The organism is Erythrobacter sp., from assembly GCF_040217515.1.
Lineage (GTDB): Bacteria > Pseudomonadota > Alphaproteobacteria > Sphingomonadales > Sphingomonadaceae > Erythrobacter.
The window spans coordinates 195,200-221,227 of sequence record NZ_JAVJPT010000004.1 but is presented as its reverse complement, the minus strand read 5'-3'; the positions used below and the strand labels follow the sequence as shown (position 1 = coordinate 221,227).

Here is a 26,028-nt window from a genome sequence, read left to right as displayed (position 1 = left end):
GTTCAGGCGGACACGCCCGCCGCCTGCCATTCGGGCAGTCGGTCGGGATCGAGATCGTCCACCCGCAGGTGATCGACCGCCTTGCCGTGATCGGGATAGGCCGCCTTGCGCCGCTTTTCCTGCGAATCGGCGAGGTCCACCACGACCAGCCGCCGATTGACCTTCTGCCGCCAGTTCATCCGGGCGGTGTTCTCCTGTCCGACATAGCAGCCCTTGTCGAAGCTCACGCCGCCCAGTTCGACCGCATTGGTTTCCAGCCACAATATGTCGCCGAGTTCGCCCTGGCCTTCGGGCACACCGTGCGCGAGTCGGTGGGCGAGCCAGGCATCGTCGGCGCCGTCTTCCCCATCATTCCCGGGAGCAAGCCAGCGATAGCCGAGCGCGGGAAGGCGCGGATCGGCGCTGGCGCCCTCGTGGGGGTCCGCGCTCCAGTGGACGGCGAGCGTATCGTCGCGGGCTATGTCGATCGCCCTGCGCAAGCGATAGAGGCCGAGCCTTTTCGCAAGGTCCTCGGCGGCATCGGCCTCGCAGTCGATCAGCACGTCCGACCCCTCCGGCGCGCCGTCGCCCCAGACGAGGAAGTCGAACAGGGCCTTGCCCTGCGCGGTCAGCAGCGCGGCGTAGACCGGCCCTTCGGCGAGCCTTTCGGCGCGCACGTCATTGGTCAGCAGGCCTTGCAGGAAAGCGTGGACATCCTCGCTGTCATCGCGCGGGGACACGCGGATCACGGCGCGATGGGCAAGCAGGGTTGCGGTCATGGTCGGCTCCCTTCCAACTGGCACGATCGGGTGAGCGCACGGGCAAGGTTTTGGCCCACGTGCCCGCCCTGTTCGGGGTAGAGATAGGGTTCGATCAGTTCGGCTTCCATGAGCAGCAGGTCGCTTTCCGCGTCGCTGCCTGCGCGCAGCATGTCGATCCGGGCATAGAGCGGGGTGGCGAAAGGCAGCGCGGCGAGCACGCCGCGCGCGGCCCGTGCCTCGTCCGGCGAGGGTTCGTGGCGGGTCTCGATGCCGCCATAGAGCGACTGGATGCGATAATCGCCCGCAGCCGGTCGCTTGCGCAGGGCATGGGAAAGCTCGCCGGCGATGAAGACGAAGCTCAATTCGCCCTCGCTTTCGATGGAGGTGAGGTAGGGCTGGACCATCGCCGCATGGCCAAAGCGCCAGTCGGTTTCGGGCGGATCGTCGCGGTGGAGCAGGACCTGTCCCATCGCACCCGCGCCGACCTGCCGCTTCACCACCAGCCTGTCGCAGTCGAACCGGCCGAAGGCAGCCTGCGCATCCCGGGCGGTGACATCCTCCAGCCACAGGGTCGGGATCGTCGCCGCGCCCTTGCCTGCGAGTGCGCGCAGATAGGTCTTGGTCATGTTCCAGCGAACCATCTCGGGCGGGTTGTGGACCGCGATCCCGCGCGCTTCGAGCGCCGCGAGCCGGGCGAGGAAAGCCTGCGGCTTGTCCTGATAGTTCCATGCGGTCCCGAGCATGACCGCATCCACCCCGTCGAACGCGGCCAACGGCGCTTCCCAGTCGATGACGCGCAAGCCCAGGCCCTCTGCGGCGCAGGCGGCTTCGAGTAAGGCGATGGTCAGGTCGTGCTCATAGGCATCGCCGCGTCTGCGCGCGCCGCTGCCCGGAAGCGTCGTCTCGCAGGCGAGGAAGCCGATCGTCGTCATGAAGGAGCCTCCTAGGGCCGCTTCAAGCCTCTGGAAAGACCCCGCGCGCGGGCTTACAGGGCTGTGCCATGACCCAGACTCTGACGATCCGCCGCCCGGATGACTGGCACCTGCATTTCCGCGACGGCGATGTGATGCGCGCCGTCGTGCCCTATACCGCGCGCCGCTTCGCCCGGGCGATCGTCATGCCGAACCTGACCCCGCCGATCACCACGACCGAAATGGCGGCGGCCTATCGCGACCGCATCCTCGCCGCCGTGCCCGAGGGGGTGCGCTTCACGCCGCTGATGACCTGCTATCTTACCGATACGACCGATGCCGACGATCTCGCGCGCGGCGCGGCCGAAGGCGTGTTCACCGCGGCCAAGCTCTATCCCGCCAACGCCACCACCAATTCGGCCGCCGGCGTCAGCGACGTGCGGAAAATCTACCCCGTGCTCGAGCGGATGGAGGCCGAGGACATCGTGCTGTGCATTCACGGCGAAGTCACCGATCACGACATCGACGTGTTCGACCGCGAGGCCGAATTCATCGAGCGCCACCTCAAGGACATCGTGGCGAATTTCCCGCGCCTGCGGGTCGTGTTCGAGCATATCACCACCGCCGACGCGGTCGCTTTCGTCACCGGCTGCGGGCCGAATGTCGCCGCGACCATCACCCCGCAGCATCTCCACATCAACCGCAACGCCATGCTGGTGGGCGGCATCCAGCCGCACAATTACTGCCTGCCGGTGGCCAAGCGCGAGACGCACCGGATCGCCCTGCGCGCGGCGGCGACTTCGGGATCGCCGAAGTTCTTCCTCGGCACCGACAGCGCCCCGCATTTCCGCCACGACAAGGAATCGGCCTGCGGCTGCGCGGGGATATTCGGCGCGCCGTACGCGCTCGAAAGCTATCTTGCCGTGTTCGACGAGGAGGGCGCGCTGGGCGCATTCGAAGGCTTCGCCTCGCTCCACGGGCCGGCCTTTTACAAGCTGCCGGTGAACGAGGAGACGATCACGCTCGAACGCGCTGAAAGCCGCGTGCCGGAGGAACTCGCGCTGGCCGGAGCGGCGATCGTGCCGTTCCATGCCGGGCAGACGCTCGGCTGGCGCATCGCCTCCTGACGCGACGCTCAGCGCGCCGCGAGGCTGCGCGCGGCCTTTGCCCGGCGGCTTTTCGCCCACAGGTCGGCGGTGAAGATCGCCACCGCGCTCCAGATCAGCAGGAAACTGCCGAGCTGGACGGGCCGCAATTCCTGCCCGAACACGGTCAGGCCGAGCAGGAAGACGATGGTTGGCGCAAGATACTGGATGAAGCCCAGCGTCGAATATTCCATCCGCTTCGCCGCGATCGCGAACAGCAGCAGCGGGACGGCCGTCACCACGCCCGAAAAGGCGATCAGCAGGCTCTGCCCAAGGTCGGTCCCGAAGGAGGGCCCGGCGGGCGTCTGCGCATACCAGGCCGCGATGCCCGCGGCCGGCAGCAGCAGCAGCGCGCTTTCGACCGTAAGGCCGGGCAGCGAGGCGACCGGGACCTGTTTCCTGACAAGCCCGTAAAGGCAGAAACTGAGCGCCAGGGCGAGGCTGATCCACAGCGTCGTGATCGCGCCCGCCGCCAGGATGGCGACCGCGATGGCGGCGATGGCGACCGCCAGCCATTGCATCCGCGACAGCCTTTCGCCCAGCACCAGGGTGCCGAGCAGCACGTTGAGCAGCGGGTTGAGATAATAGCCCAGGCTCGCTGCATAGACCTCGTTCTCGGTGATCGCCCAGATATAGACGAACCAGTTGATCCCGATCAGCGTCGCGCTCGCCAGCAGGGCGAGCATGGTGCGCGGATTGGAAACCGCCTGCCGCAGCGCGGGAAACTGGCGGCGCACCGCGACGATCAGGAGGCACAGCGGCAGCGTCCAGATGATCCGCCAGCCGACGAATTCAAACGGCGGGATGTGCCGCACCAGCAGCAGGTAAAGCGGCAGGAATCCCCAGATCGTATAGGCGGCGAGCGCGGCGGGCAGGCCGGAGGGCTCGCGCGGCGGGGAATCGGGCCCGGATGGAGAAGAAGGCGCAGTCATCGAGCGGCGGCAGGTAAGCCGCCCGCGGCGCGCGCGCAAGCCGCAGGCGCGCGGCCAAGCTGAACCGTGCCTGTCGCACCGGATGCAGCTTTGTTCAGCGTGGGTCTCTTATACATGAACGAAATCGGATCGCGGACACCTCGATGCGAGGCTCCGCCGTCCTCTTGGGCCATCCCACCAATGGTCCGGGCGCGGCTCCCACCAGCCGCGGAAGGCGCCCTCCTTTCCCACGCGGAAAGCGGGGGCGTCTTTGCGTCCGCCCCGCCCGCGCCGCACCTCTGCGGCGTTACATGGTTGGCGGGATTTTAACCCTCGCCGTGCCACGCCTTTTCGCACCATGACGCGCCCCCTTGTCCTTCTCGCCCTGCCGATCGCGTTCGCGCTTGTCGCTTGCGGGCAAGAGCGCGCGGATGAAGGGCGGGAAGTCGATCCGCTCGCCACCGACCCGCTGGTCGCTCGCGCGCTGAACGATCCGCTGATGATCGACCCCGACCTTGCCCATCGCAACGGGGCCAATGCCGCCGTCACCGTGCCCGTCAGCCACGCCTTGCCCCCGCCCCGGCGCAGCGAGGAGGCGGCGCTCGCCGCGCGCGAGGCGGCGCGGCTAGAGCTGCTGGAAGAGGGCCGCGTGCCCGACCTGCCCGCAGCCGATTCGGCAAAGGGTCCCGCCGGGCTCGCGGCGGCGCGCACCGCGCCCGCCATGCTCGCCGCCGCGGGCGCGTCCGATGCCTGCGCCGGACGGCTGGCCGAAGGCTTCGCCTTTGCCGCCGACCTGCCCCGCGCAGCGCGGATCATGCCGCACGGCATGGTGCAGCAGGCGGCAGGCGGCACGAGCGGCGGCTGCGAAGCGCGGGTGATCCGCTATCTCACCCCGGCGGCGGGCGAGGACGTGCTGCATTACCATTTCACCCGCGCGGCGCGCGCCGGGCTGTCCCCCGACCTGTTCGAGCGGCCCGAAGGCTCCGTCACGGCGCGCGGGGAGGCGGGCAATCTCGTGGTGGCCGTGCGCGCGGGACCGGGCGGCATGAGCGCGGTCGACCTGATCTGGTGGCGCGAGTGACCGGCTAGGGCTTCAGCCCGATCCCGATATTGGCGCGCGGCTGGTCCATTTCGGTGCTGGCGACCGGATAGGCGCAGTAATCGGCGGCGTAATAGGCGGCCGGGCGGTGATTGCCCGACAGGCCGATTCCGCCGAAGGGCGCTTTCGACGAAGCCCCGTTGGTCGGCCGGTTCCAGTTGATGATCCCCGCGCGTACATTGGCCCAGAACCGCCCGTAATCCTCAGGGCTCCCGCCGATCAGCGAGGCCGACAGGCCGAAACGCGTATTGTTCGCCTCGGCAATGCCCGCATCGAGGTCGGGCACGCGGATGACCTGCAGCAGCGGTCCGAACAGCTCGATATCGGGCCGGTCGGGTATGTCGGTCACGTCGATGATGCCGGGGGCGAGGAAAGGCCGGTCGGGAATCGGGCGACGCATCGGGACGAGCACTCTTCCCCCTTCCGTCATCAGCGCGACGAAGCTTTCGCTCAGCCTTTCGGCGGTGTCGTTGTCGATCACCGGTCCCATGAAGGGCTGCGGATCGTTCAGCGGGTCGCCCACGACCAGTTTCTTCGTCAGCGCGGCGAGTTCGCCGATCAGGTCGTCATAGACGCTGTCGGTGACCACCAACCGCCGGGCGGCGGTGCAGCGCTGGCCGGCGCTGGTGAAGGCGCTCTGTACGATCAGCGCGGCGGCATCGGAAAGCTTGGGCGTGGGAAGCGCGACGATCGGATTGTTACCGCCCATTTCCAGCGCGACGATCTTGCCCGGATTGGCGGCGAGCTTGCGGTTGATCGCGATGCCTGCCTGCGCCGACCCGGTGAACAGCACCCCGTCGATCCCCGGATGGGCGACCAGCGCCTTGCCTTCGTCGGGTCCGCCGATGACGAGCTGGACGACGCTTTCGGGAATGCCCGCCTCGTGAAAGCAGCGCACCAGCATCTCGCCGGATGCCGGGGTCTTTTCCGACGGCTTGAACAGCACCGCATTGCCGGCGATCAGCGCGGGCACGATGTGCCCGTTGGGCAGGTGGGCGGGAAAGTTGTACGGGCCGAGCACGGCCAGCACGCCGTGCGGCTTGTGCCTCAAAGCGGCGGTCCCCTGGATGCCGCTGTCGAATTTCTTCTTGCCCGTGCGTTCGGCATAGGCCTGGACCGAAATGTCGACCTTGCCCATGACCGCGTCCACCTCGGTGCGCGCTTCCCACAGGGGCTTGCCCGCTTCGCGCGCGATCAGTTCGGCGAATTCGTCCGCATGGTCGCGCACCGCATTGGCAAAGCGACGCGCCGCGTCGATCCGGTCGGCGAGCGGGAGCGAGGCCCATTCGGGCCAGGCGCGCCGCGCCCGGCTGACGGCGGCATCGACATCGCCGTGCTTGCCGCGCCACAATTCCTCGCCCGTCGCCGGTGCGGTGGAGACCAGGATCGCTCTGTCGCTCATGCCCCTCTCATTCGTCTCGGCCCCTTCGGCGAAGGCGACGGCCCGCCTGTTTGCCGGGCATCGGGAATTAGCCGGGCAAACGGGGAAAAGATAGAGGTCAGCGGGCCTCGCCTGCCGGTTCGCGACTGTCCGGTGCGTGCCCGGCCGGGACGGGGGCAGGGCCGTGCGCCGCGCCCATGCGGCGCAGCGCTGCGACCTTGTTCACAAGGGGCTGCCAGTCGTCGCGCTCGTCGATGGCGGACCAGATCTCCTCGACTTGATCGATCCCCATCGATTGGGGGGCGTCGTCGGACCAGTATTCGTGTTCGCAGCCCGTGCTTTCATAGCCTTCCAGCGCCTCCGCCAGCTCGGCCGGGATTTCGCCCGCCGCCAACGCTTTGCGCAGGCGGAAGAAGAACGCATCGGGCCGCTCGCCGCTTTCGCGCATCGCCTTTTCGCTCGCCGCGACGAGCGCGCGATCGGGCTCGGCCCCGCGCGGCCGGACACCCAGCCGCCAGCACCAGCGCCGCGCGACGGCTGCCATGTAGAGATCGGGAAAGCGGTTCAGCGCCGCGACCAGCGGGTCGCTGTCGGCCAGCAGGCGCAGCGCGACCGCGAACTGCCCGCAATTCCAGTGGATCGCCTCGGGCTGGCGTCCGAAGGCATAGAGCCCGCCATGGTCGAAATAGGCTGCAGTGAAATCCGGGTCCCAGCGCTCCAGCCAGCGCCACGGCCCGTAATCGAAGCTTTCGCCGGTTATGTTCATGTTGTCGGTGTTGAGCACGCCGTGGACGAAACCGGCCACCATATAGCTCGCCGCGAGGTCGGCCATGCGTTCGACGACATTGTGCATCAGCCGGATCGCCGGTTCCTCGCGCGCGGGCGTGCCATCCGGCGGGGGCGGGCCGGGAAAATGCTGCAGGCAGTAATCCACCAATTGCTCCATCTCGGCCTGCTGCTCATGCGCGAGCAGGCGCTGGAAACTGCCGATGCGGATATGCGAATGGGACAGGCGCACCATCACCGCCGAGCGTGTGGGCGAGGGTTCGTCGTTGCGCCACAACTGCTCGCCCGTCTCGATCACCGAAAAGGTGCGCGATGTGTTGACCCCCAGCGCCTCGAGCATTTCGGTGGCGAGGATTTCGCGCACCGCGCCCTTCAACGTCAGCCGCCCGTCGCCCGCGCGGCTGTAGGGCGTGGTGCCGGAACCCTTGGTCCCCAGATCCATCAGCCGCCCGTCGCGCCCGCGCATCTGCGCGAAGAGGAAGCCGCGCCCGTCACCGAGATCGGGATTGTACACCCGGAACTGGTGGCCGTGATATCTGAGGGCGAGCGGACGGGGCAGATTGTCCTCCAACGGCTCGAAACGCCCGAAATGCGCGGCCCATTGCGCATCCGAGAGCCCCGCCAGCCCGATCTCGGCCGCCGCGCGGTCATTGCGGAAACGGATCTCGGTTTTCGGGAAGTCCGCCGGTGCGACCGGATCGGCGATCCACTCTTCGATCTGCGCGATTGCCGGTGCGGGGCGATATGCTGCCTGTTGCCTGTCCTCGTCCATCCGCGCGATAGTGGCGATGCGCCTGCGCCCTTGCAAGCGCGGCTGCACGGCCTATGCGCTGGTGTCGCATCCAAGGCTCAGAAAACGCAAAGGACGACCCGCCCCCATGGCCGCACCCTACGAAGACGGCAACTGGACCAGCCCGGACGGGCTCACCCTGCATTTCCGCGATTATCCGGGTCCCGAAGGGGGAACGAAAACCCCGGTCCTGTGCCTGCACGGGCTGACCCGCAATGCGCGCGATTTCGCCGAGCTTGCCGAACATATCGCGCCCTCGCGCCGGGTGATCGTGCCGGACATGCGCGGACGCGGGATGAGCGACCACGCCCCTGATTCGGACACGTACAACCCGCTCACCTATGTCGCCGATGTCGACAAGCTGCTCGCCGAACAGGGGATCGAACGCTTCGTCGCCATCGGTACGTCGATGGGCGGGCTGATGACCATGCTGCTGGCGCGCAAATATGCCGAGGCCGGGAGCGGCAAGGGCACCGAGAGGATCGCGGGCGCGGTGCTCAACGATATCGGGCCGGAAATCGAAACCGCCGGTCTGGAGCGGATTTCGGGCTATGTCGGGCAGGGGCGCAGCTATCCCACCTGGATCCACGCCGCGCGCTCGCTGGGCGAGGTCCACGGCGAGGCTTTCCCGGATTATGACCTCGAAGACTGGCTCGAAATGGCCAAGCGGACCATGGTGGTGAGCCAGAACGGGCGCATCAGCTACGATTACGACATGGCGATCGCCGAACCCTTCGCCAAGCCCGGCAATGCCGCGCCGGGCGATTTGTGGAGCGCGTTCGAAGCGCTGGCGGGCACGCCGATGCTGCTCGTCATGGGCGAGCTTTCCGACCTCATCTCGCCCGCCACGGCGGCGCGGATGAAGGACATCAACCCGCTCATGGAAACTGTCACCGTCCCGCGCGTCGGCCATGCCCCGACGCTCGACGAGCCGGAAGCGCGCGCCGCGATCGACGCGCTGCTCGCCGGAATCGCGTGAACGCTTCCGCCGCCCGCCCGCGCGTCCTGCACTGCCACTCGACTTTCGCGGCCGGGGGCAAGGAATTGCGCGCGGTCAAGCTGATGAACGCTTTCGGCGGTGCGCTCGACCATGCCGTCGTCTCTGCCGAGCCGGGCGAGATGGCGGCCAAGGCGCATCTGGAACGCAAAGTGCGGGTTTCCTTCCCGGCGGATTTCCCCGCGCTCACCGGCTTCCCCTCGCCCGGGCGCCTGGTCGCCATCGCCGAGGCGATGAAGGGCTACGACCTCGTGCTGACCTACAATTGGGGCGCGATGGACGCGGTCATGGCGCATACCGTCTTTGCCGGGCCGCTCGGCCTGCCGCCGCTCATCCACCACGAGGACGGCTTCAACGAGGACGAGACCACCCGGCTCAAGACGCGGCGCAACTGGTATCGCCGCATCGCGCTCACCCGCACGAACGGCCTGGTCGTGCCGAGCATGGGGCTGGAGCGGATCGCGCGCGAGGTTTGGAAAGTGTCGCCCGCCCGCCTTTCGCGCATCCCCAACGGCATCGACACCGCACGCTTCGCCCGCCCGCCCGAGCCGGGCGGTTTCCGCGTCGTCAAGCGCGAGGGCGAACGCTGGGTCGGCACGCTGGCGGGGCTGCGCCCGGTCAAGCAGCTCGGCGACCTCGTGCAAGCGGTCACGCTGCTGGGCGAGGAATGGCACCTCGTCATTATCGGCGACGGGCCGGAACGCGACCGGGTCCGCGCGCTGGCTGACGAGCTCGAAATCTCCCACCGCGTCCACCTGCCCGGCCCGCATCCCGACCCGGCACAGGTGATCGGCCTGATCGACATCTTCGCCCTGTCGAGCCGTTCGGAGCAGTTTCCGTTGTCCGTGGTCGAGGCGATGGCTGCGGGGCTGCCGGTCGCGGCCCCCGCCGTGGGCGATATCCGCGCCATGGTGGCCGAGCCCAACCGGCCCTTCATTTGCGTGGCCCACGACTGGCGGGCCCTGGGCCAGATGCTGCGCGACCTCGCCGCCGAACCCGCGCTTGCAGCCGAAATCGGCGCGGCCAACCGGGCCCGCGCACGCGAGCTTTACGACGAGGCGGCGATGATCGCGCGCTACCGCGATCTCTACGGTGCGGCGCTGGGCCGCGAGATCTAGCTTCATCGCCGGTTCAAGCGCGCTGCGCGAGGGGCCTCGCGGCATTGCGGAAGGCGGCGCACCTGCCTAAAGAGCCGCTGACAGGCGAAACGGCGACCGTCGCGCCCCACCGGGCCCGCGCGGCGACAGGACGAGGAACGACAACCCAGTGGCGCTAATCCCCGGCAGGACGGACAAGACGAAACCCGCGGGAGAACCGGGCGAGGGGCCGGCTACGCCGACGCCCTCGGCCGAGGACGATGTCCTGATCCGCGAGATCGACGAGGCGGTGCGGCAGGACGATGCCGCCGCCTTCATGCAGAAATACGGGCCCGCCCTGGCCGGGATCATCGTGCTGTTCCTCGCCGCGTTCGGCGGCTGGCTCTACTGGCAGAGCGCCGAGGAGGCCGAACTCGAGGCGCAGTCCGAGACGATCATCACGGCATTGGACGCCGTCGAAGCGGGCGATTACGCGGCCGCTACCGGCCAGGTCGAGCCGCTGGTGACGGACGGGTCGGTCGGCGCGCGCACCGCGGCGCTGTTCGTCCAGGCGGGCGCGGCGCTCGAACAGGGAGAGATCGAGCGCGCGGTCGACCTGTTCACCTCGATCGCCGCCGACCGGAAGGTTCCCGCACCCCTGCGCGATCTCGCCCGGCTGCGCGCGGTGGCGAGCAATTTCGACGAACGCGATCCCGAAGAGGCGATTGCCGAGCTCGAACCGCTCGCCAGTCCCGGCAGCACGTTCTACGGGAGCGCATCGGAGCTGATCGCGCTCGCCCATCTCGAACTCGGCAACCGCCAGGAAGCCGGCGAGATCTTTGCGGAAATCGCGGCGGACGACACCCTGCCCGAAACGCTGACCCGCCGCGCCCAGCAGCTTGCCGGCGTGCTCGGGGTCGATGCGATCGAGGATGTCGAGGCGTTGCTGCGCGAAGAAGGCGTCCTGCCCGAAGAGGACGAGGCCCAGGCGGATGGCGGATGATCGACGACGCATGATCGACGACGCATGACAAGGGGGGCGGATCGAAAACCCTTGGTGGGCAGGTGGCGCGGCATGGGGGATCGGCCGCAATGTCTGCCGGAGGGACGGCCCCGGCAAACGGCAAGGGTTCTGCCCTCGGTGATGAAACGAACGGACGGTACATGATGAAAACGGCAATCAGGGGCGCGATCCTCGCAGGCGCGCTGGCGGCAGGGCTGTCAGGGTGCAGCGGCGGCCTGTTCGGCGGCGATGAGAAGACCACGCCCACGGTGGGCGAGCGCATGCCGATCCTCTCGCGGATCGAACGCGGGACCAGCGTCGATCCCGACCTTGCAGGCGTAAGCGTGGTGCTGCCACCCGCGCGCGCCAATGAGAGCTGGCCGCAGGTCGGTGGCTCGGCGAGCAAGAGCTACGGCCATCTCGCCATCGAGGACATGCCGACCAAGCGCTGGACCGCCAAGATCGCGGGGGCGAACGAACGCCGGCGGCTCGCCGCTGCGCCGGTGGTGGGCGGCGGGCTGCTCTATGTCGAGGACACCGAGGGCGTGATCCATGCCTTCGACCACGCAACCGGCGCGACCGCCTGGACCCGGGCCGAAGACGAAATGGCGGACAACCTGCGCAATTCGGCATTCGGTGGCGGGGTGAGCTACGATAACGGCATCCTCTACGCCACTAATGGCGTCGGCGAGGTCAAGGCCAAGAACGCCGAGACCGGCGAACTTTTGTGGAAGGTGAAACCCGCCGGGCCCCTGCGCGGCTCTCCGACCATCGCCTTCGGGCAGGTCTATGTCATGACGCAGGACAACCAGATCCTCGCCCTCGATGCGCGCAACGGCGAATTGCTGTGGGACGAATCGGGTTCGGCGACGCAATCGGGCGTGTTCGGCGTGGCGGCTCCGGCGGCCGGGCAGGGCACGGTGATCGCGGGCTATTCCTCGGGCGAATTGTCGGCCTATCGCTACGAGAACGGGCGGCCGCTCTGGGCCGACGCGCTGGCGCGCACCAATATCTCGACCCAGGTTTCCTCGCTCAGCGATATCGATGCCGATCCGATCATCGATTCGGGCCGCGTCTATGCGCTGGGGCAGGGCGGGCGCATGGCGGCCTACGAACTCGTCACCGGGCAGCGCATCTGGGAGCTGACGCTGGCGGGCATTTCCACCCCGGCGATCGCGGGAGAGTGGATCTTCACGCTGACCGACGATGCGCGCCTGCTGGCCATCGCCCGGTCGAGCGGGCGGGTGCGCTGGATCACCCAGCTGCAGCAATATCGCAACGAGAAGAAGAAGAAGGACCCGATCTTCTGGACCGGGCCGGTGCTCGCGGGCGGGCATCTATGGGTGGCAAGCTCGCGCGGGGAGATCTGGCGCGTCTCGACGGCCGAAGGTTCGGCGCAGATGTTCGCCGACATCGACGAACCCGTGAGCCTGCCGCCGATCGTCGCCGACGGCTTCCTATACGTGCTCGACGACAGCGGAACGGTGCACGCCTGGAAATAGGCCGCGCGCGCGGGGCGCGCGCCGGTCTGAGCGGGTCGTTAACCACTTCGCGCTATGGCTGGCCGCCTGATGAGCGCCGATTCCGCCCCGCACGCGCCCGCGCGCCCGCCCGAAAGCACGACGGGCGCCCCCGCACGCCTGCCCGAAAGCGACGTTTCGGCCGGCGTGGGACTGGCCGGGCTGCTCGGCCTTGCGGTGTGGATCCTGGTGTGCCGCAGCTATCCGCAGATCGCCGACACGCTCGGCCTGACGGGCGAATTGTCGCCGGAGCGCGGCGTGCTGTCGGGCCCCTATGCCGCGCTCGCCGCGATGGTCTTCACCGCGGGGCCGATGGCGGCATGGTCGGTCCTAGTCGACAAGGTTCACCTGCGCCCTTCGACCGGGCTCGACTGGTCGCTCGCCCGCCCGCTCGCCGAAACCTGGCCGACCAGCCTCGTCAAGCTGATCGGCCTGTGGGCGACCTTCGCCGCGCTCGCCGCGCTTTACGGCCTGTGCCGCTGGTACTGGGACGGCTCCTATCTCTTCGCGATGGAAGTGCTCGCCGCCGCGCTGATCCCGCTGATGGCGCTGTCGGTCCCTTACGTCCTGTGGCTCGACCGTTTCATGGTTTCGCCGCGCGATTCGACCTGGCACGTGGGCGCGATGATCGCCGGGCGCGCAGGGTGGGAGCGCGGCCAGATCGCGAAGCACGCCCGCGCCTGGGCGATCAAGGGCTTTTTCGGCGCTTTCATGATCTCGATCCTGCCCGGCGGGTTCGCGCAGGTGGTCGAGGCGCAGCCCGCCCAGTTGCTCGGCAATCCGGTCGAGCTGGCCATGATCCTCGTCGCGCTGCTGTTCGTGGTCGATGTGCAGATCGGGACGGTGGGATATCTGTTCACCCTGCGCCCGCTCGATGCGCATATCCGTTCGGGCAATCCGCTGCTCGGCGGGTGGATCGCGGCGCTGATTTGCTACCCGCCTTTCGTGTGGGGGATCATCGGCAATTCCAACCAGATCCTTTCCTACGAGCGCAATGTCGCGGGCTGGGGCTACTGGCTCGAAGGCCAGCCGGCGCTGCTGTGGCTGTGGGCGGCGATCATCGTGGGCTTAACGCTCGTCTATGCCTGGGCGACGGTCGCTTTCGGCATCCGCTTTTCCAACCTCACCTATCGCGGCGTCCTGACGAACGGGCCCTATCGCTTCACCCGCCACCCGGCCTATCTGTCGAAGAACCTGTTCTGGTGGTTCACCGTCATGCCCTTCCTCGTCACCAGCAATTCCGCCGCCGATGCGATCCGCAACACGGTGTTCCTGGTGGTGGTAAACGCGATCTATTACTGGCGCGCCAAGACAGAAGAAGCGCACCTGCTGGCCGAGGATGCGAAATACCGCGAATACCATGCCTGGATGGAACAGCGCGGCCTTGTCACCGCGCCGCTATCCCGGCTGATGCGCGGCCTCGGGCGCGGTCTCGGTCGCGGCAGCGGCGGGCGGGGCGCTCTGGCCGAGCCCGCCGAATAGCTCGCATCACCGCCTACATCACCGGCGCGCCCTCTCCGGCCTCATACTTGGTCGCCTCGATGATCTCTACATCCAGCCCGGCGATCGCCTTGCCGAAGGCGGCCATGTGAGGGGTTGCGAAATGGGCCGCGAGCGCGGCTTCATCGCGCCATTTCTCGACGATGCGCAGCACACCGGGATCGAGCACGTCCACGGTGAAGCTGTATTCGATGCAGCCTTCCTCCGCGTTGGATGCCTCGACCATCGCCGCGATCGCCTCGCGCGCGGCTTCCAGCGCGCCGTCCCCGACCTTGGCTTTCGCCAGCACGATCAGCATTGCCTCTCCCTCCGTTCAGAACGAATACTTGTAGACCCGCGAAATATCCCCGCCCCATTCGCCCTCATAGGCATCGAGCAGGCGCTGGGCGGGGACCTTGCCGGTGGCGACGATTTCGTCCAGCGTTTCCAGAAAGCCCGTCTCGTTGTCGCCGCTCGAATTGAGCCGCGCGCGCGCCGCAAGCCCGCCATGCGCGATTTTCAGCACCTCGCGCCCAAGGTCTTGCATCGTGCCCTTGCCGCCGGGCAGCCCGGTGTCGAGCGCGAGCTTCGGAACCTCGCTGCGCAGCCGCTCGCGTTCCTCCATCGACCAGTCCTTGACGATGTCCCACGCCGCATCGAGCGCGCCCTGGTCGTAAAGCAGGCCGACCCACAGCGCGGGCAGGGCGCAAATCCGGCTCCACGGGCCCCCGTCCGCCCCGCGCATTTCGAGAAAGCTCTTCAGGCGCACTTCGGGAAAGGCGGTCGAGAGGTGATCCCACCAGTCGCTCGCCGTCGGCCGCTCGCCGGGCAGGACCGACAGCTTGCCTTCGAGGAAATCGCGGAAGGACAGCCCCGCAGCGTCGATATATCTGCCGTCACGAAAGACGAAATACATCGGCACGTCGAGCATGTATTCCGCCCAGCGTTCATAGCCGAAGCCGTCCTCGAACACGAAAGGCAGCATGCCCGTGCGGTGCGGATCGGTGTCGGACCAGATATGGCTGCGATAGGAAAGGTACCCGTTGGGCTTGCCTTCGGTGAACGGCGAATTGGCGAACAGGGCGGTCGCCAGCGGTTGCAGCGCGAGGCCGACGCGGAATTTGCGCACCATGTCCGCTTCGGATGAATAGTCGAGATTGACCTGGATCGTGCAGGTCCGCAGCATCATGTCGAGCCCGAGATCGCCTACGCGCGGCATATGCCGCATCATGATCCCATAGCGGCCCTTGGGCATGACCGGCAGTTCTGCACGGGTCTTGTCGGGCCACATGCCAAGGCCGAGATAGGACACGCCGCAGGCCTCGCCGACCTGTTTCACCTGGTCGAGATGGCGGCCGGTTTCGGCGCAGGTCTGGTGCAGGTTTTCAAGCGGCGCGCCCGACAATTCGAGCTGGCCTGCGGGCTCGAGACTGACCGTGCCGTCCGCGCCGCGCATCGCGATGACGTTTCCGCCTTCCTCGACAGGCTCCCAGCCGAATTCGGTCAGGCTCATCAAGATGTCGCGGATACCGCCTTCCTCGCCATAGGACGGGGCGCGGAAATCGTCGCGCTTGTAGACGAATTTCTCGTGTTCGGTCCCGATGCGCCAATCGGCCTCTGGCTTCTCGCCTCGGATCATGGGCGCGACGAGATCGTCGATCCCATCGATGAACGGTTCCTCGGCGCTGGACGTTTCGCGTGTGCTCATGGGCTCTCCCGAAGCGTTGCCCTAGAAAACCGGATTGTGTGTGGGAAGCGTTATTTGCGAAGCCTATTCGCTCTCGGGCCAGTCGCCCGGTGTTGTTTCTGGCAGCCAGTCGCCCGCCTCGGCCATCCACACGCTGAGCGCGGCGATCGCCGCCGTTTCGCCGCGCAGGATGCGCGGGCCGAGCGAAATGGGGCGCGCGGCGGGATGCGCGCGAATGGCCGCGCGCTCGGCCTCGTCGAAGCCGCCCTCGGGGCCGATCAGGATGGCGGCGGGGCCGTCATGGTAACAGAAGGCGTCGGCGGCGGGTTCGCCCCCGTCCTCATCGGCGAAGAAGAGGGCGCGGCTTTCGGGCCATTCGGCGAGCAGCGCGTCGAGCGTCACCGGCTCGGCAAGCTCTGGCAGGGCTGTGCGCGCGCATTGTTCGGCCGCTTCGGTCACGATGGTGCGGGCGCGGGTCCCATTGAGCTTGTCGGCGACGCAGCGGCGCATGAGGACCGGCCGGATGTGCGCGGCGCCCAGTTCGGTCGCCTTTTCGAGCACGAGGTCGAAACGGTCCTTCTTCAGCAGCGCCGGGCAGAGCCACAGGTCGGGCACGTCCTCGCGGGGGCGCAGGCGCTCGGCGACTTCGAGCGTGACGCTGCGCTTGTCCACGTCGGCGACACGCGCGGCCCACTCGCCGGTTTCATCGTCGCACAAGATGACGGCATCGCCTTCGCCCACGCGCATGACGCGGGCGAGGTAATGCGCCGGGTTCCCCTCGATCACGCGCCGCTCGCCTGCGGCAAGCGCGGGGTCGACGAACAGGCGCGGGGCGCTTTTCGGAGGCCAGGCCGGGATACGGGGGGCGGGGGTTGCGGACATGGCTTCCCATTAGGCGCGCGGCACACTAGGGAGCAAGGCATGATCGCCCGGTTCTGCCAGTTCCTCATCGCTGCCGTTTTCCTGGTCCTGGGCGGCTGGGCGCTGGTCGCGCCCGCCAGCGTCATCGCTCTCGCCGTGACCGAAGCCTACCGCACCGATGCCTTCCTCACCCGCTTTGCGCTTGCCTGTTTCGGGGCGCAGGCGGTGCTGTTCGGAATGGTGGCGCTGGCATCGCAATGGACCTCGCACACCTTCGCGCTCTACGCCGTGCTGCTGATCCCGTTCTTCGTGTTCAACTGGTATTTCCATTACGAAGTGCCTGTGCTCACATCCATCGGGATGCTCGATTTCGCTGGCAATGTGGTGATGTTCGCCGCCGCGATCGTCGGCTGGCGGGCGGCGCTGGCCGAAGAGCGCGCGCGGGGCCGGACGATCGAATGAACGGGCATGTCGCGCCGACGCCTGCGCGCATCTCGCGCGAGGCCCGATCCTACACGGACGGGGCAAGAACGGCTCCGGGAAGGGCCTGAACGGCCAGTCCGACAGGAAAAACACTCGTGAAGGACCGGGCGAGGACAAATCCAACCCGCGAAGCCTGCGAAGGGCTTCCCCCGATTGTATTTACTGAACGAAGCCCCGAACTTTCGCCCCATTCCCGCCTTCGCCTCCTCGGGGCAAATGTGTAGGGAGGGCGCATGAGCGAGCATGTCGTTCCCGATTCCGAACATCGCGGGCTGGTCGAACGCCTGCCGCAATTGCCGCGCGACCTTGCCCAGCTGGCCCGGTTCGACCGGCCGATCGGGTGGTGGCTGCTTTTCTGGCCCTGCGCCTTCGGGACCCTGCTGGGCGGATATGGCGCGCCGTGGGAGGTGCTGGCGATCCTGCTCGGCCTCTATCTGATTGGCGCCATCGCGATGCGCGGGGCGGGCTGCGTCTACAACGACATCGTCGATGCCCGGCTCGATGCGAGCGTCGCTCGCACTGCGGCAAGGCCGGTGGCGAGCGGGCGGGTGTCGAAGCGCACGGCGTGGACCTGGCTCGTCGCGCTGAGCCTCGTCGGGCTCGCCGTCCTTTTGCAATTGCGGTGGGAGGCGCAGGCGATCGCGCTCGCCAGCCTCGCGCTCGTCGCGGCCTATCCCTTCATGAAACGCATCACGTGGTGGCCGCAGGCCTGGCTCGGCATGGTGTTCAACTGGGGGCTGCTGGTGAGCTGGACGCAGCTCAGATTCGACCACTGGGACGCGATCGGAGCGATCTATGCCGGGTGCATCTGCTGGGTTATCGGCTATGACACGATCTACGCCCTGCAGGACCGCGAGGACGATGCGCTGGTCGGCATCAGGAGCTCTGCGCTTGCCATGGGCGCGCGGGTCCATGCCGGGATCGCGGGCTTCTATGCCGCGACCATCGGCCTGTGGGCGCTGGGTTTCTGGCTCTACCGGCCCGACCCGCTGGCGCTCGCCGCGCTGCTGCCCGTGGCGGGTCATCTCGCCTGGCAGGTGGCGACGCTCGACGGGGACGATCCCGCGAACCCGCTCGAACGCTTCCGCTCGAACCGCTGGGCCGGCGGGTTGATGGCGGCGGCGTGTTTCGTGGTCGGGTTCGCCTGATGTGCAATCTCTACCGCATGACCAAGAACGTGGACGAAGTCGCCGCCTGGTTCGATGCGATCGATGCGGCCGGCGGGGCCAATTTCGGCGAAGAGGTCTATCCCGGCTATCCCGGCCTTGTCGTTGCCGAGCGGCGGGTGCGGCCCATGGTGTGGGGCTTTCCGCTGGTGATGAAGGGCAAGAGCGGCCAGCCGCTCAAGCCCAAGCCGGTCAACAATTGCCGCACCGACAAGCTGGACAGCTTTTTCTGGCGCCATTCCTTCGCCGAGCGGCGCTGTCTCGTGCCTGTAACCGCCTGGGCCGAGGCGGAAGGGCCGAAAGGGGCCAAGACCCGCACCTGGCTCTCCCTGCCCGACCCCCCGCTTTTCGCAGCCGCAGGCGTTTGGCGGGAAAGCGAGGAATGGGGCGCGTGCTATTCGATGGTGATGACGGACAGCTCAGGAAGCGCGGCGGGGGATGTTCACACCCGCATGCCCGTGCTCCTCGCACCCGGTGACTACGCGAGATGGGTCGAGGGTTCGCCCGAAGAGGCGAAGGCGCTGTGCCGGGCATGGGGCGGCGACATCGCGATCGAGCGCACCGATGAAAGCTGGGTCAGGGGCCGGGGGACGCAGAAGAGCCTGCTGTGATCTTCTAGCGCTGCGGCCCGAGTTCCGGATCGAGATCGCGCGGCCGCGCGAAATGGGCGAGCTTCGCGGTGCGGGGGCGCAGGTCCGCCCATGAATCCACCGGGCATTCGAGGATCGCATAGGCTGCGGTCGGAAACTTGATCGCGGCCTCCCGGAACAGGTCGGTCTCGTGGCTCGGTGAGACGAGCTCGAGGATCAGCTCCTGCAGGCCCGGATTGTGGCCGGACACCAGCACGGCGCGCGGTTCCGGCGCCGCTTTGGCGGCATGGGCCTGCAGCGCTTCGAGGATGGTGTCGAAACTGGCGAGGTAGAGCCGCGTATCGAAGACCGCTTGCATGTCCGGCAGCGCGCTTTCGAGCGTTTCGCGGACCCGCACCGCCGGGCTCGCCAGCAGCGAGTCCCATTTCGTGCCGTGATCGCGGATATGCGCGCCGATGATCTTCGCCCCGCGTCGCCCGCGCTCGTTCAGGCCGCGGTCGAAATCGCGCAGATCGGCATCGCCCCAGTCGGACTTGGCATGGCGCAGCAATCCGAGCAGCTTCATGACCCCTCCAGCGCTCCTTTGCTTCGGCGTCCGGCATCTTCTCCGAAAGCCGCATTCCTCCAACACGAGCGCGCGGGCACTGTAAAGGGAAAGGACCGTCCCTTCAGTCGAGCAATACGCGTTCGGGCGTGAAAAGGGCGAGCGCGAGCATCACGGCAAGCGCCATGGTGAGAGCAGCCTGGGCGAGCGAGAACGAAGCGGGAAGCATGGCGGTCCCCGCGATCATCTCGACGAGCACGGGCAGGCCCGCCTGCATGGCGGCGAGCGGGGCAAGCCAGCCGCGCAGGGCGCGGCGTTCGGGCACATGGTCACGCGCGCGCCCGACAATCGCGGCGCGCAGGATATCGGCGGCCAGGAGAAAGGACAGCACGCGCAGGGCGTAGAAGGCGGGCTCACCCGCCGGGCCGGCATAGCGCGCCGTGGCCCATGTCGCCGCCACTGCGAGAGCGGCGACGATCGCGGTGCGCAGTTCGGGACCCTGCCCGATCAGCCGCAGCACGGCGAGCCAGGCGGCGAAGGGCGCGAAGGCCGCGAGCGCGAGGACCGCGCTCTCCCCCGCACTCGCGGCCAATAGCAGCCCGCCTCCCGCCAGCATCCCCGCGATATTCGCCAGCGCGATCAGCGCAAGCGGCAGGCGCAGCTCGGCGCGCATTGCGATGCCTGCATATTGCGCGAGCAGGACGAGCCACGCGCCGATCGCAACGACTCGCAACAGGCTGTCGAATTCGCCGATCATGCGCGCGCCTCCTCGCTTGCCCCATGCGCTGCTTCGTCCGGCCCGACCAGCCCTGCCGCGATCCGCGCCAGCGCTTCGTCCAGCGTCACCCGGCGGATCGCGGTGCCCTGGGGAAAGGCGGAGAGCAGGCGGGAGGGGAAAGCGGGCGAGAGGACGACGAAATGGCCCATATCGTCCTTGCCCCTGATCAGCCGCCCGAAAGCCTGGGCGAGCCGGGCGCGGATGATGCGGTCGTCATACTGGCTGCCCGATCCGCCCGCCTCGGCCGCCGCGGCGCGGCGCGCCTTGTGGAGAATATCGGGCCGCGGCCAGGGCACGGCCTCGAGCGCGACGCAGCGCAGGGACCGGCCGGGCACGTCTACGCCGTCGCGCAGCGCATCGGTGCCGAGCAGGCTGGCGCGCGGATCGTCGCGAAAAATGTCGACCAGCGTGCCCGTGTCGATCGGGTCGACATGCTGGGCATAGAGCGGCAGGCCTTCACGCGCGAGCCGGTCGGCGATGCGTCCATGCACCGCGCGCATCCGGCGGATCGCGGTGAACAGGCCGAGCACACCGCCGTCCGAGGCCTCGATGATCCGGGCATAGGCTCCCGCGAGCGCGGGCAGGTCGCCCTTCCTGATATCAGTGACGATCAGGACCTCGGCGCGGGTGGCGTAATCGAACGGGCTGTCGGCGCTGGTCAGCATCGGAGTGCAATCGACATGCGCCGCGCCCGAACGGGCAATCGCGCTTTCCCAGGGATCGCCCGGTTGCGCGCCAATCCGGTCGGTCAGCGTCGCACTGGTCAGCATCACGCCATGGGCGGGTTCGAGCACGGTGCGGGCAAAGGGTTTCATCGGGTCGAGCCAGCGGCGGTGGATCGCGACGTCGAATTCCCGCGCATCGTTGCGGTCGACCGCCAGCCAGTCGACGAATTCGGGATCGGCCGGCCCGCCGAGCCGGTCCAGCAGGGCGCCCCAGGCGGCGAGCAGGTCGATGCGCCACGACAGCGAGTGCCGCGCCCCCTCGATCCGCGCGCGCCCCTGCGCATCGAGCCAATCGGGCGGATCGGCGAGGATCGCCTCCAGCCTGCCGGCCAGCCGGATCAGCGGGGCGCGAATGTTCGCCAGCGCCTCTTGCGCCGCGCCCGCCGCCTCGATCACCTCGCCCGGAAGGCCCGATGCCTCCGTCTCGATGCCATAGCCCGCTTCCTGCCCGCCTGATTCGTCGCGGGCATAGGTGGCGGCGCGGACCGCGAAGAGCAATCGCTCGAGCGGGCCTTTCGGTTCGCCTTCGGTCAGACGTTGGAGCCAGCCATCGGCGGGCAGCAGCTTGCCCGCTTCGCTCGCCGCTTCGATCGCTTCGCCGCCCGCCTCGTCATAGCTCGCGACATCGGCGAGCCGCGCCGAGAGGCCGCGCCTGCGCCCGCGCGCCTTTTTTTCCGGGCCGATGATCCAGCGGCGAAGCTCGATCGCTTCCTGCCCCGAAAGCGTCGCGGCAAAGGTCGAATCCGCCGCCTCGAAGACGTGGTGGCCTTCGTCGAAAATCAGGCGGGTGGGGCGCTGGGCATGGTCGCGGCCGCGCGCGGCGTTGATCATCACCAGCGCGTGATTGGCGATGACGAGATCGGCCCTGGCGCTCTCCCGCCCGACCCTTTCGATGAAGCATTTGCGGTAGTGCGGGCAGCCGGCATAGACGCATTCGCCGCGCTGGTCGGTCAGCGCCGCGATGCCCCGCTTGCGGAACAGCGTGCCGAGCCAGCCGGGCAAGTCGCCGCCGATCATGTCGCCGTCGCGGGTGAAGGAGGCCCAGCGCGCGACCAGTTGCGCCAGGATCGCGGGACGCCCGGCAAAGCCGCCCTGCAGCGCGTCTTCGAGATTGAGCAGGCAGAGGTAATTTTCCCGCCCCTTGCGCACCACCACGGGCGGCGAGCCGTCCGGGCGTTTGAGCGGCCATGCTCGCCTGCTTTCGCTGCGCAACTGGCGCTGCAGGTTCTTGGTGAAGGTCGACACCCACACCGTCCCGCCCGAGCTTTCCGCCCAGGCCGAGGCGGGGGCGAGATAGCCGAGCGTCTTGCCGATGCCCGTGCCCGCCTGGGACAGCGCGACATGCGGCACTTCGCGGCGGTCGCGCGGGGCGAAGATGCGCGCTGCGTCGCGGGCATAGGTGCGCTGGCCCTCGCGTTTCTCCGCGCCTTCGCCGGTCAGTTCGTCGAGCCTTGCGAGCACCGCCTCGTCCCGCAGTTCGACCTGCCGCGGGGGCGCGCGCTCGCCCGCCTCCTCCCATTCGGGAAGCGCGGAAAAGAGCCATTTCTCGGCGCGTTCGGGCCGGGCGATGTGGGGGCGGAGCACCTGCGCCCACGGCCAGCGCAGCCGTTCGAGCGATTGCAGCGCGCTCCACGCGCCGGCGCGCTCGAACCATTCGGGGTCCTCGCACGCCGCGCACAGGGCCCCGGCGGCGCGCTGGAGGAATTCGGGGACCTCGGCATCGCCCTGCGGCGGCTCCATCCCCAGCGCTTCGGCCAGCCCGCGCGCGGTCGGCACGCAGAAACGCGCCGGATGGACGAAGGCGAAGGCTTCGAGCAGGTCGAGCCCGGACAAGTCGGGATAGCCCAGCCGGTTCGCTACCAGCGGCGCATTCAGGAGCAGGACCGGCGTGTCGGCGGCGGCCATGATCGCATCGCCCTTCGACACCGCTTCCGTTTCGCCATTCGCCGGGCGCAGCCAATTGCCGCCATGGCTGGCATGGAGCGCGGGCAGCGGCAGCGGGGCGGGGGCGGTGGAGGGGACCGTCACGCCGCGCAAGATGGGGCAGGGGCGCGCGAAAGTAAACGCGGTGCGCGCAGGCTTTCGCGCGGCCCTGTCCTACAGGCGCTGTGCGACCTAGGAGGGAGAATGACCCTCGCCCTTTCGCCCCATGGCCGCCGAACAAGGCCCTCTCCCCCTGTCCGTCCGCGCGCGGTTTCGGGGGGCAAGTCGTTGACGAAACGAGAGAAAGCGGCGTGCTGCAAAGTTGACAGGGTGTCACCTTTGTCACCTTTGCGCAGCGTCCAGCCGCGCGATCCCCGCTTGCATCCCTGCTTGCATCCCCGCTTGCATGGGCGCTTCTCTTGCCTGATAGGCCGGGCACCATGACCACCACGACAGACGATTTTCTCGCCGCCGCACGCAGCTCCAAGGCTTGGCCGTTCCAGGAGGCCCAGCGCCTTGCCAAACGGCTGAAGGACGGCAAGGACGCGCCCGTCCTGTTCGAAACCGGCTATGGCCCATCGGGCCTGCCGCATATCGGGACTTTCCAGGAAGTGCTGAGGACGACGCTGGTCCGGCGCGCCTACGAGGCGCTGACCGGCGGCGCGCCGACGCGGCTGGTTGCCTTCAGCGACGACCTCGACGGGCTGCGCAAGGTTCCGGACAACGTGCCCAATCGCGAGATGCTCAGCAAGCATCTCGGCAAGCCGCTGTCGCGCATTCCCGATCCCTTCGGTAGCCATGAAAGCTTCGCCCACCACAACAATGCGCGCTTGCGCGAATTTCTCGACCGTTTCGGTTTCGACTACGAATTCGTGAGTTCTTCCGAACGCTACAATTCGGGGGCCTTCGACGAGGGGATTCGCAAGGTCCTCAAGGGGTTCGACGCGATCATGGAGATCATGCTCCCCACGCTCGGCGAGGAGCGGCGCAAGACCTATTCCCCGATCATGCCGATCAGCCCGACGACGGGCGCGGTGCTGCAGGTGCCGATCGAGGTGGTGGATGCGCAAGGCGGCGTGATCCGCTTCACAGACGAGGACGGGCAAGCGGTCGAACAGAGCGCGCTGGGCGGCAGGGCCAAGTGCCAGTGGAAGGTCGACTGGGCGATGCGCTGGGTCGAACTCGGCGTCGATTACGAGATGTATGGCAAGGACCTGACCGATAGCGGCGTGCAGTCGGGCAGGATCGCGCGGGTGCTGGGCGGCAGGAAGCCCGAAGGGCTGATCTACGAGCTTTTCCTCGATGCACGAGGCGAGAAGATTTCGAAGAGCAAGGGCAATGGCCTGTCGATCGAGGAATGGCTGCAATATGGCAGCGAGGAGAGCCTCGGCTTCTACATCTTCGCCAATCCCAAGAGCGCGAAGCAGCTGCACGCGGGCGTGATACCCAAGGCGATCGACGATTACTGGCAGTTCCGCGAAAAGCTGCCCGAGCAGGAACTGGACAAGCAGCTCGGCAACCCGGTCTGGCACCTCCTGCGCGCGAACGCGGCGGTGGACGGGCCCGATGCGCCCGGTGCGGGCGACAAGCTGCCGGTGCCCTTCAGCCTGCTGCTGAACCTCGTCGGCGTGCTGGGGGCCGAAGGCAGCCGGGAGGCGGTGTGGTCCTATCTTGCGAACTACATCGAGGACGCGGACCCGGCCGCGCACCCGGCGCTCGATCTCCTCGTCGACAAGGCGCTCGCCTACAACCGCGATTTCGTGGCCCCCACGCTGGTCAAGCGCGCGCCGACGCCCGGCGAGGCGGAGGCGCTGCGCGCGCTCGATGCGGAGCTGGCCGCGGTCCCGCCGGACATGGCGGCCGAGGACCTGCAGACCATCGTCTACGAGATCGGCAAGCGCGAGGAATTCGGTTTTGCGAGCCTGAGGGACTGGTTCCAGGCGCTCTACCAGACGCTGCTCGGCTCCGCGCAGGGCCCGCGCATGGGCAGCTTCATCGCGCTCTACGGGATCGAGCCGACGAGGAAGCTCATCGCCGAGGCATTGGACCGGGCGTGAAGTCGTCGTGAGTCCCCGCATAGGCGGGGAGATCATGCGACCTCGCGCAAATCCGCCCCAGGGTCCCAGCCCAAGCCGGGACTCGCACACGGGGCGTTCTTGTTCCCGCTCTCCTACCGCCAGCGGCGGGTGCGATACCACTTGGTGATGATGTATTTCACGCCCTTGCCCACGGGCGTACCGGCATGTTTGGTCAATTCGTTGGGCGCGCCGTCGTGATCGGCATTGTTCCAGGCCAGCAGCACGCCGGGCTTGGGCTCGATCGAAATGCCGATCTCGGTGAAATGGGTGTGGCCGCCTTCCTCGACATCGTTGAGGAAGACCATTGCCGTCCAGCTCCTCTGCCCGCCGCGCTTGCGTTCGATCGGCCAGTAGCCTTCGGAGGTGTAGAACCAGTCATTGTGGGGCTTGAACTGCTGGCCGGGCAGGTAGCGCTGGCCCTGGATCGCCTCGCCGGTGACGGGATTGAGGCCGAGCAGGTCGTCGATCCGGCGTGAAATGCCCTTCACGAAGCTGTCATGCGGATCGAGATCGCCCGAATATGAGGTGCGAAAGCCGCTGTCATAGCCCTGCTCGTGCAGGCTCGAAGGGCGGGCGACCTCGTCGATCATCAGGCACAGGCGCTGGCATTCGGCGGGAGTCAGGAAATCGCCGACCGCGAACAGGTCCGCCTTGTCGGTGTCGATCCGGTAGATGCCGGGATCGGTATCGAGGCGTTTCGTCACTTGCGCGCCGATGCGGCGCAGCGCGTCCTGGTCGGGAATTGCGGGGTTCTTTGGCATGGAAGCGAGTGTCTATCAGCCGCGCGATCAGGTGCAAGGATACACCCAAGCCCCCGCCCCCGCCCCCGCGAACGGGGCCGGGGGCAAGGAATGGGCATCGGCGGTCGCGGCTCGTTTACCAGAAGAAGTCGTAGATCACGTCGACGACCTCGCCGGTATAGACATCGACCAGCATCACGTCGTCGTAATAGCGCACCCAGCGATAGGGGCCATAGGCGGGCGGCAGGCGATAGGCCCACGGGTCGTTGATGAAGAAGCGCGGCTGGAAGAACAGGCTGTCGAGAAACCAGCCGACCTGCAGGCGGTTATAGCGATGGGCGCGGAACGGGGCGTAATAGCGACCGAGCCGGAAACGCTGGCGATGCGTGCGGCGATAATTGCGCCAGCCGAAGCGGCGATTGTCGCGCCACCGCCGATCCCAGCGCCGGAAATTGGCGCGCCGTTCGGCCCGTACCCCGCTGCGGAAGGCAGCGCGACGATCGCGGCGGATCTCACGGCGGAAATCGCGCCGCCGATCCCGGCGAAAGTCGCGTCGGCGATCCGCCCTGCGCACGGCCCGGCGATCCGCCCTGCGATCCACCCGCCGTTCCGTTC

At 68.0% G+C, this 26,028-nt stretch carries 24 protein-coding genes; 11 read left to right on the top strand and 13 right to left on the bottom strand.

Annotated elements, in window-relative coordinates; all coding sequences use genetic code 11:
• Positions 1 to 2: 2 nt before the first annotated feature.
• Positions 3 to 758: a CAF17-like 4Fe-4S cluster assembly/insertion protein YgfZ gene (gene ygfZ / locus RIB52_RS05025; RefSeq protein WP_350173557.1), complete on the bottom strand. Its 756-nt coding sequence runs from the start codon at positions 756 to 758 to the stop codon at positions 3 to 5.
• Complete coding sequence (locus RIB52_RS05020; protein WP_350173555.1) at positions 755 to 1,672, bottom strand: ATP-grasp domain-containing protein; 918 nt, start codon at positions 1,670 to 1,672, stop codon at positions 755 to 757. The genes ygfZ and RIB52_RS05020 overlap by 4 nt, the downstream gene beginning before the upstream one ends.
• Positions 1,673 to 1,740: 68 nt before the next feature.
• Between RIB52_RS05020 and pyrC the strand changes: the two genes are divergently transcribed.
• The gene (pyrC, locus tag RIB52_RS05015; RefSeq protein ID WP_350173553.1) at positions 1,741 to 2,778 is read left to right on the top strand and encodes a dihydroorotase; all 1,038 of its coding nucleotides are present in this window, start codon (positions 1,741 to 1,743) and stop codon (positions 2,776 to 2,778) included.
• Positions 2,779 to 2,786: 8 nt separating this feature from the next.
• Here pyrC and rarD read toward each other — a convergent pair whose 3' ends face one another.
• Positions 2,787 to 3,728 carry an EamA family transporter RarD gene (gene rarD, locus RIB52_RS05010; RefSeq protein ID WP_350173551.1) on the bottom strand — a complete coding sequence of 314 codons (942 nt, stop codon included), beginning with the start codon at positions 3,726 to 3,728 and terminating at the stop codon, positions 2,787 to 2,789.
• Between the two features lie 337 nt (positions 3,729 to 4,065).
• On the opposite strand from rarD, the gene RIB52_RS05005 reads away from it, so the two are divergent.
• A complete protein-coding gene (locus tag RIB52_RS05005) occupies positions 4,066 to 4,788 on the top strand; it encodes a hypothetical protein (protein WP_350173549.1) in 723 nt (240 codons plus the stop codon).
• A 4-nt stretch (positions 4,789 to 4,792) separates the two neighbouring features.
• Here the strand turns inward: RIB52_RS05005 and astD are convergent, their stop codons facing one another.
• Positions 4,793 to 6,208, bottom strand: coding sequence for a succinylglutamate-semialdehyde dehydrogenase (gene astD, locus RIB52_RS05000; protein ID WP_350173547.1), 1,416 nt, complete (start codon positions 6,206 to 6,208; stop codon positions 4,793 to 4,795).
• A 97-nt stretch (positions 6,209 to 6,305) separates the two neighbouring features.
• Positions 6,306 to 7,745 carry a protein adenylyltransferase SelO gene (locus RIB52_RS04995; protein WP_350173545.1) on the bottom strand — a complete coding sequence of 480 codons (1,440 nt, stop codon included), beginning with the start codon at positions 7,743 to 7,745 and terminating at the stop codon, positions 6,306 to 6,308.
• A 106-nt stretch (positions 7,746 to 7,851) separates the two neighbouring features.
• Here RIB52_RS04995 and RIB52_RS04990 point away from each other — a divergent pair, with 106 nt between their 5' ends.
• The 5 genes from RIB52_RS04990 to RIB52_RS04970 all read left to right on the top strand — a co-directional run bounded on the left by RIB52_RS04990 (position 7,852) and on the right by RIB52_RS04970 (position 13,841).
• A complete protein-coding gene (locus tag RIB52_RS04990; RefSeq protein ID WP_350173543.1) occupies positions 7,852 to 8,742 on the top strand; it encodes an alpha/beta fold hydrolase in 891 nt (296 codons plus the stop codon).
• The gene (locus RIB52_RS04985; protein WP_350173541.1) at positions 8,739 to 9,878 is read left to right on the top strand and encodes a glycosyltransferase; all 1,140 of its coding nucleotides are present in this window, start codon (positions 8,739 to 8,741) and stop codon (positions 9,876 to 9,878) included. The genes RIB52_RS04990 and RIB52_RS04985 overlap by 4 nt, the downstream gene beginning before the upstream one ends.
• 148 nt (positions 9,879 to 10,026) lie before the next feature.
• Positions 10,027 to 10,839: a tetratricopeptide repeat protein gene (locus RIB52_RS04980; protein WP_350173539.1), complete on the top strand. Its 813-nt coding sequence runs from the start codon at positions 10,027 to 10,029 to the stop codon at positions 10,837 to 10,839.
• Between the two features lie 164 nt (positions 10,840 to 11,003).
• A complete protein-coding gene (locus RIB52_RS04975) occupies positions 11,004 to 12,341 on the top strand; it encodes a PQQ-binding-like beta-propeller repeat protein (RefSeq protein WP_502879477.1) in 1,338 nt (445 codons plus the stop codon).
• A 69-nt stretch (positions 12,342 to 12,410) separates the two neighbouring features.
• A complete protein-coding gene (locus RIB52_RS04970; RefSeq protein ID WP_350173535.1) occupies positions 12,411 to 13,841 on the top strand; it encodes a methyltransferase family protein in 1,431 nt (476 codons plus the stop codon).
• 13 nt (positions 13,842 to 13,854) lie between these two features.
• On the opposite strand, the gene RIB52_RS04965 is transcribed toward RIB52_RS04970, so the two are convergent.
• The 3 genes from RIB52_RS04965 to RIB52_RS04955 form a co-directional block, all read right to left on the bottom strand.
• Positions 13,855 to 14,157, bottom strand: a complete 303-nt coding sequence (locus tag RIB52_RS04965; RefSeq protein ID WP_350173533.1) for a putative quinol monooxygenase — start codon at positions 14,155 to 14,157, stop codon at positions 13,855 to 13,857.
• 15 nt (positions 14,158 to 14,172) lie between these two features.
• Entirely contained in the window at positions 14,173 to 15,546 is a 1,374-nt protein-coding gene (locus tag RIB52_RS04960) for a glutamate--cysteine ligase (RefSeq protein ID WP_350173531.1), read from the bottom strand.
• Between the two features lie 63 nt (positions 15,547 to 15,609).
• Positions 15,610 to 16,407, bottom strand: a complete 798-nt coding sequence (locus RIB52_RS04955) for a 16S rRNA (uracil(1498)-N(3))-methyltransferase (RefSeq protein ID WP_350173529.1) — start codon at positions 16,405 to 16,407, stop codon at positions 15,610 to 15,612.
• A gap of 39 nt (positions 16,408 to 16,446) precedes the next feature.
• On the opposite strand from RIB52_RS04955, the gene RIB52_RS04950 reads away from it, so the two are divergent.
• The 3 genes from RIB52_RS04950 to RIB52_RS04940 all read left to right on the top strand — a co-directional run bounded on the left by RIB52_RS04950 (position 16,447) and on the right by RIB52_RS04940 (position 18,646).
• On the top strand, positions 16,447 to 16,848 hold the full coding sequence (locus RIB52_RS04950) for a hypothetical protein (protein WP_350173527.1): 402 nt from the start codon (positions 16,447 to 16,449) through the stop codon (positions 16,846 to 16,848).
• A 254-nt stretch (positions 16,849 to 17,102) separates the two neighbouring features.
• Positions 17,103 to 18,017 carry a 4-hydroxybenzoate octaprenyltransferase gene (gene ubiA, locus RIB52_RS04945; protein WP_350173525.1) on the top strand — a complete coding sequence of 305 codons (915 nt, stop codon included), beginning with the start codon at positions 17,103 to 17,105 and terminating at the stop codon, positions 18,015 to 18,017.
• Positions 18,017 to 18,646, top strand: a complete 630-nt coding sequence (locus tag RIB52_RS04940) for an SOS response-associated peptidase (protein ID WP_350173523.1) — start codon at positions 18,017 to 18,019, stop codon at positions 18,644 to 18,646. The genes ubiA and RIB52_RS04940 overlap by 1 nt, the downstream gene beginning before the upstream one ends.
• 4 nt (positions 18,647 to 18,650) lie before the next feature.
• Here RIB52_RS04940 and RIB52_RS04935 read toward each other — a convergent pair whose 3' ends face one another.
• The 3 genes from RIB52_RS04935 to RIB52_RS04925 all read right to left on the bottom strand — a co-directional run bounded on the left by RIB52_RS04935 (position 18,651) and on the right by RIB52_RS04925 (position 22,577).
• A complete protein-coding gene (locus RIB52_RS04935) occupies positions 18,651 to 19,190 on the bottom strand; it encodes a SixA phosphatase family protein (RefSeq protein ID WP_350173521.1) in 540 nt (179 codons plus the stop codon).
• Positions 19,191 to 19,293: 103 nt separating this feature from the next.
• Entirely contained in the window at positions 19,294 to 19,926 is a 633-nt protein-coding gene (locus RIB52_RS04930; protein ID WP_350173519.1) for a hypothetical protein, read from the bottom strand.
• Positions 19,923 to 22,577: an ATP-dependent DNA helicase gene (locus RIB52_RS04925; protein ID WP_350173879.1), complete on the bottom strand. Its 2,655-nt coding sequence runs from the start codon at positions 22,575 to 22,577 to the stop codon at positions 19,923 to 19,925. The genes RIB52_RS04930 and RIB52_RS04925 overlap by 4 nt, the downstream gene beginning before the upstream one ends.
• Before the next feature lie 458 nt (positions 22,578 to 23,035).
• On the opposite strand from RIB52_RS04925, the gene RIB52_RS04920 reads away from it, so the two are divergent.
• Positions 23,036 to 24,652, top strand: a complete 1,617-nt coding sequence (locus tag RIB52_RS04920) for a lysine--tRNA ligase (protein ID WP_350173517.1) — start codon at positions 23,036 to 23,038, stop codon at positions 24,650 to 24,652.
• Between the two features lie 113 nt (positions 24,653 to 24,765).
• Here RIB52_RS04920 and RIB52_RS04915 read toward each other — a convergent pair whose 3' ends face one another.
• Together RIB52_RS04915 and RIB52_RS04910 are read right to left on the bottom strand one after the other, a co-directional pair.
• Complete coding sequence (locus RIB52_RS04915) at positions 24,766 to 25,434, bottom strand: prolyl hydroxylase family protein (RefSeq protein WP_350173515.1); 669 nt, start codon at positions 25,432 to 25,434, stop codon at positions 24,766 to 24,768.
• A gap of 115 nt (positions 25,435 to 25,549) precedes the next feature.
• Complete coding sequence (locus RIB52_RS04910) at positions 25,550 to 26,014, bottom strand: RcnB family protein (protein WP_350173513.1); 465 nt, start codon at positions 26,012 to 26,014, stop codon at positions 25,550 to 25,552.
• Positions 26,015 to 26,028 lie beyond the last annotated feature (14 nt).

Bases quoted from the DNA above. Each gene is read 5' to 3' on its own strand.
- ygfZ (WP_350173557.1), bottom strand. From the start codon at position 758: ATGACCGCAACCCTGCTTGCCCATCGCGCCGTGATCCGCGTGTCCCCG.
- RIB52_RS05020 (WP_350173555.1), bottom strand. From the start codon at position 1,672: ATGACGACGATCGGCTTCCTCGCCTGCGAGACGACGCTTCCGGGCAGC.
- pyrC (WP_350173553.1), top strand. From the start codon at position 1,741: ATGACCCAGACTCTGACGATCCGCCGCCCGGATGACTGGCACCTGCAT.
- rarD (WP_350173551.1), bottom strand. From the start codon at position 3,728: ATGACTGCGCCTTCTTCTCCATCCGGGCCCGATTCCCCGCCGCGCGAG.
- RIB52_RS05005 (WP_350173549.1), top strand. From the start codon at position 4,066: ATGACGCGCCCCCTTGTCCTTCTCGCCCTGCCGATCGCGTTCGCGCTT.
- astD (WP_350173547.1), bottom strand. From the start codon at position 6,208: ATGAGCGACAGAGCGATCCTGGTCTCCACCGCACCGGCGACGGGCGAG.
- RIB52_RS04995 (WP_350173545.1), bottom strand. From the start codon at position 7,745: ATGGACGAGGACAGGCAACAGGCAGCATATCGCCCCGCACCGGCAATC.
- RIB52_RS04990 (WP_350173543.1), top strand. From the start codon at position 7,852: ATGGCCGCACCCTACGAAGACGGCAACTGGACCAGCCCGGACGGGCTC.
- RIB52_RS04975 (WP_502879477.1), top strand. From the start codon at position 11,004: ATGAAAACGGCAATCAGGGGCGCGATCCTCGCAGGCGCGCTGGCGGCA.
- RIB52_RS04970 (WP_350173535.1), top strand. From the start codon at position 12,411: ATGAGCGCCGATTCCGCCCCGCACGCGCCCGCGCGCCCGCCCGAAAGC.
- RIB52_RS04965 (WP_350173533.1), bottom strand. From the start codon at position 14,157: ATGCTGATCGTGCTGGCGAAAGCCAAGGTCGGGGACGGCGCGCTGGAA.
- RIB52_RS04960 (WP_350173531.1), bottom strand. From the start codon at position 15,546: ATGAGCACACGCGAAACGTCCAGCGCCGAGGAACCGTTCATCGATGGG.
- RIB52_RS04955 (WP_350173529.1), bottom strand. From the start codon at position 16,407: ATGTCCGCAACCCCCGCCCCCCGTATCCCGGCCTGGCCTCCGAAAAGC.
- RIB52_RS04950 (WP_350173527.1), top strand. From the start codon at position 16,447: ATGATCGCCCGGTTCTGCCAGTTCCTCATCGCTGCCGTTTTCCTGGTC.
- ubiA (WP_350173525.1), top strand. From the start codon at position 17,103: ATGAGCGAGCATGTCGTTCCCGATTCCGAACATCGCGGGCTGGTCGAA.
- RIB52_RS04940 (WP_350173523.1), top strand. From the start codon at position 18,017: ATGTGCAATCTCTACCGCATGACCAAGAACGTGGACGAAGTCGCCGCC.
- RIB52_RS04935 (WP_350173521.1), bottom strand. From the start codon at position 19,190: ATGAAGCTGCTCGGATTGCTGCGCCATGCCAAGTCCGACTGGGGCGAT.
- RIB52_RS04930 (WP_350173519.1), bottom strand. From the start codon at position 19,926: ATGATCGGCGAATTCGACAGCCTGTTGCGAGTCGTTGCGATCGGCGCG.
- RIB52_RS04925 (WP_350173879.1), bottom strand. From the start codon at position 22,577: ATGGCCGCCGCCGACACGCCGGTCCTGCTCCTGAATGCGCCGCTGGTA.
- RIB52_RS04920 (WP_350173517.1), top strand. From the start codon at position 23,036: ATGACCACCACGACAGACGATTTTCTCGCCGCCGCACGCAGCTCCAAG.
- RIB52_RS04915 (WP_350173515.1), bottom strand. From the start codon at position 25,434: ATGCCAAAGAACCCCGCAATTCCCGACCAGGACGCGCTGCGCCGCATC.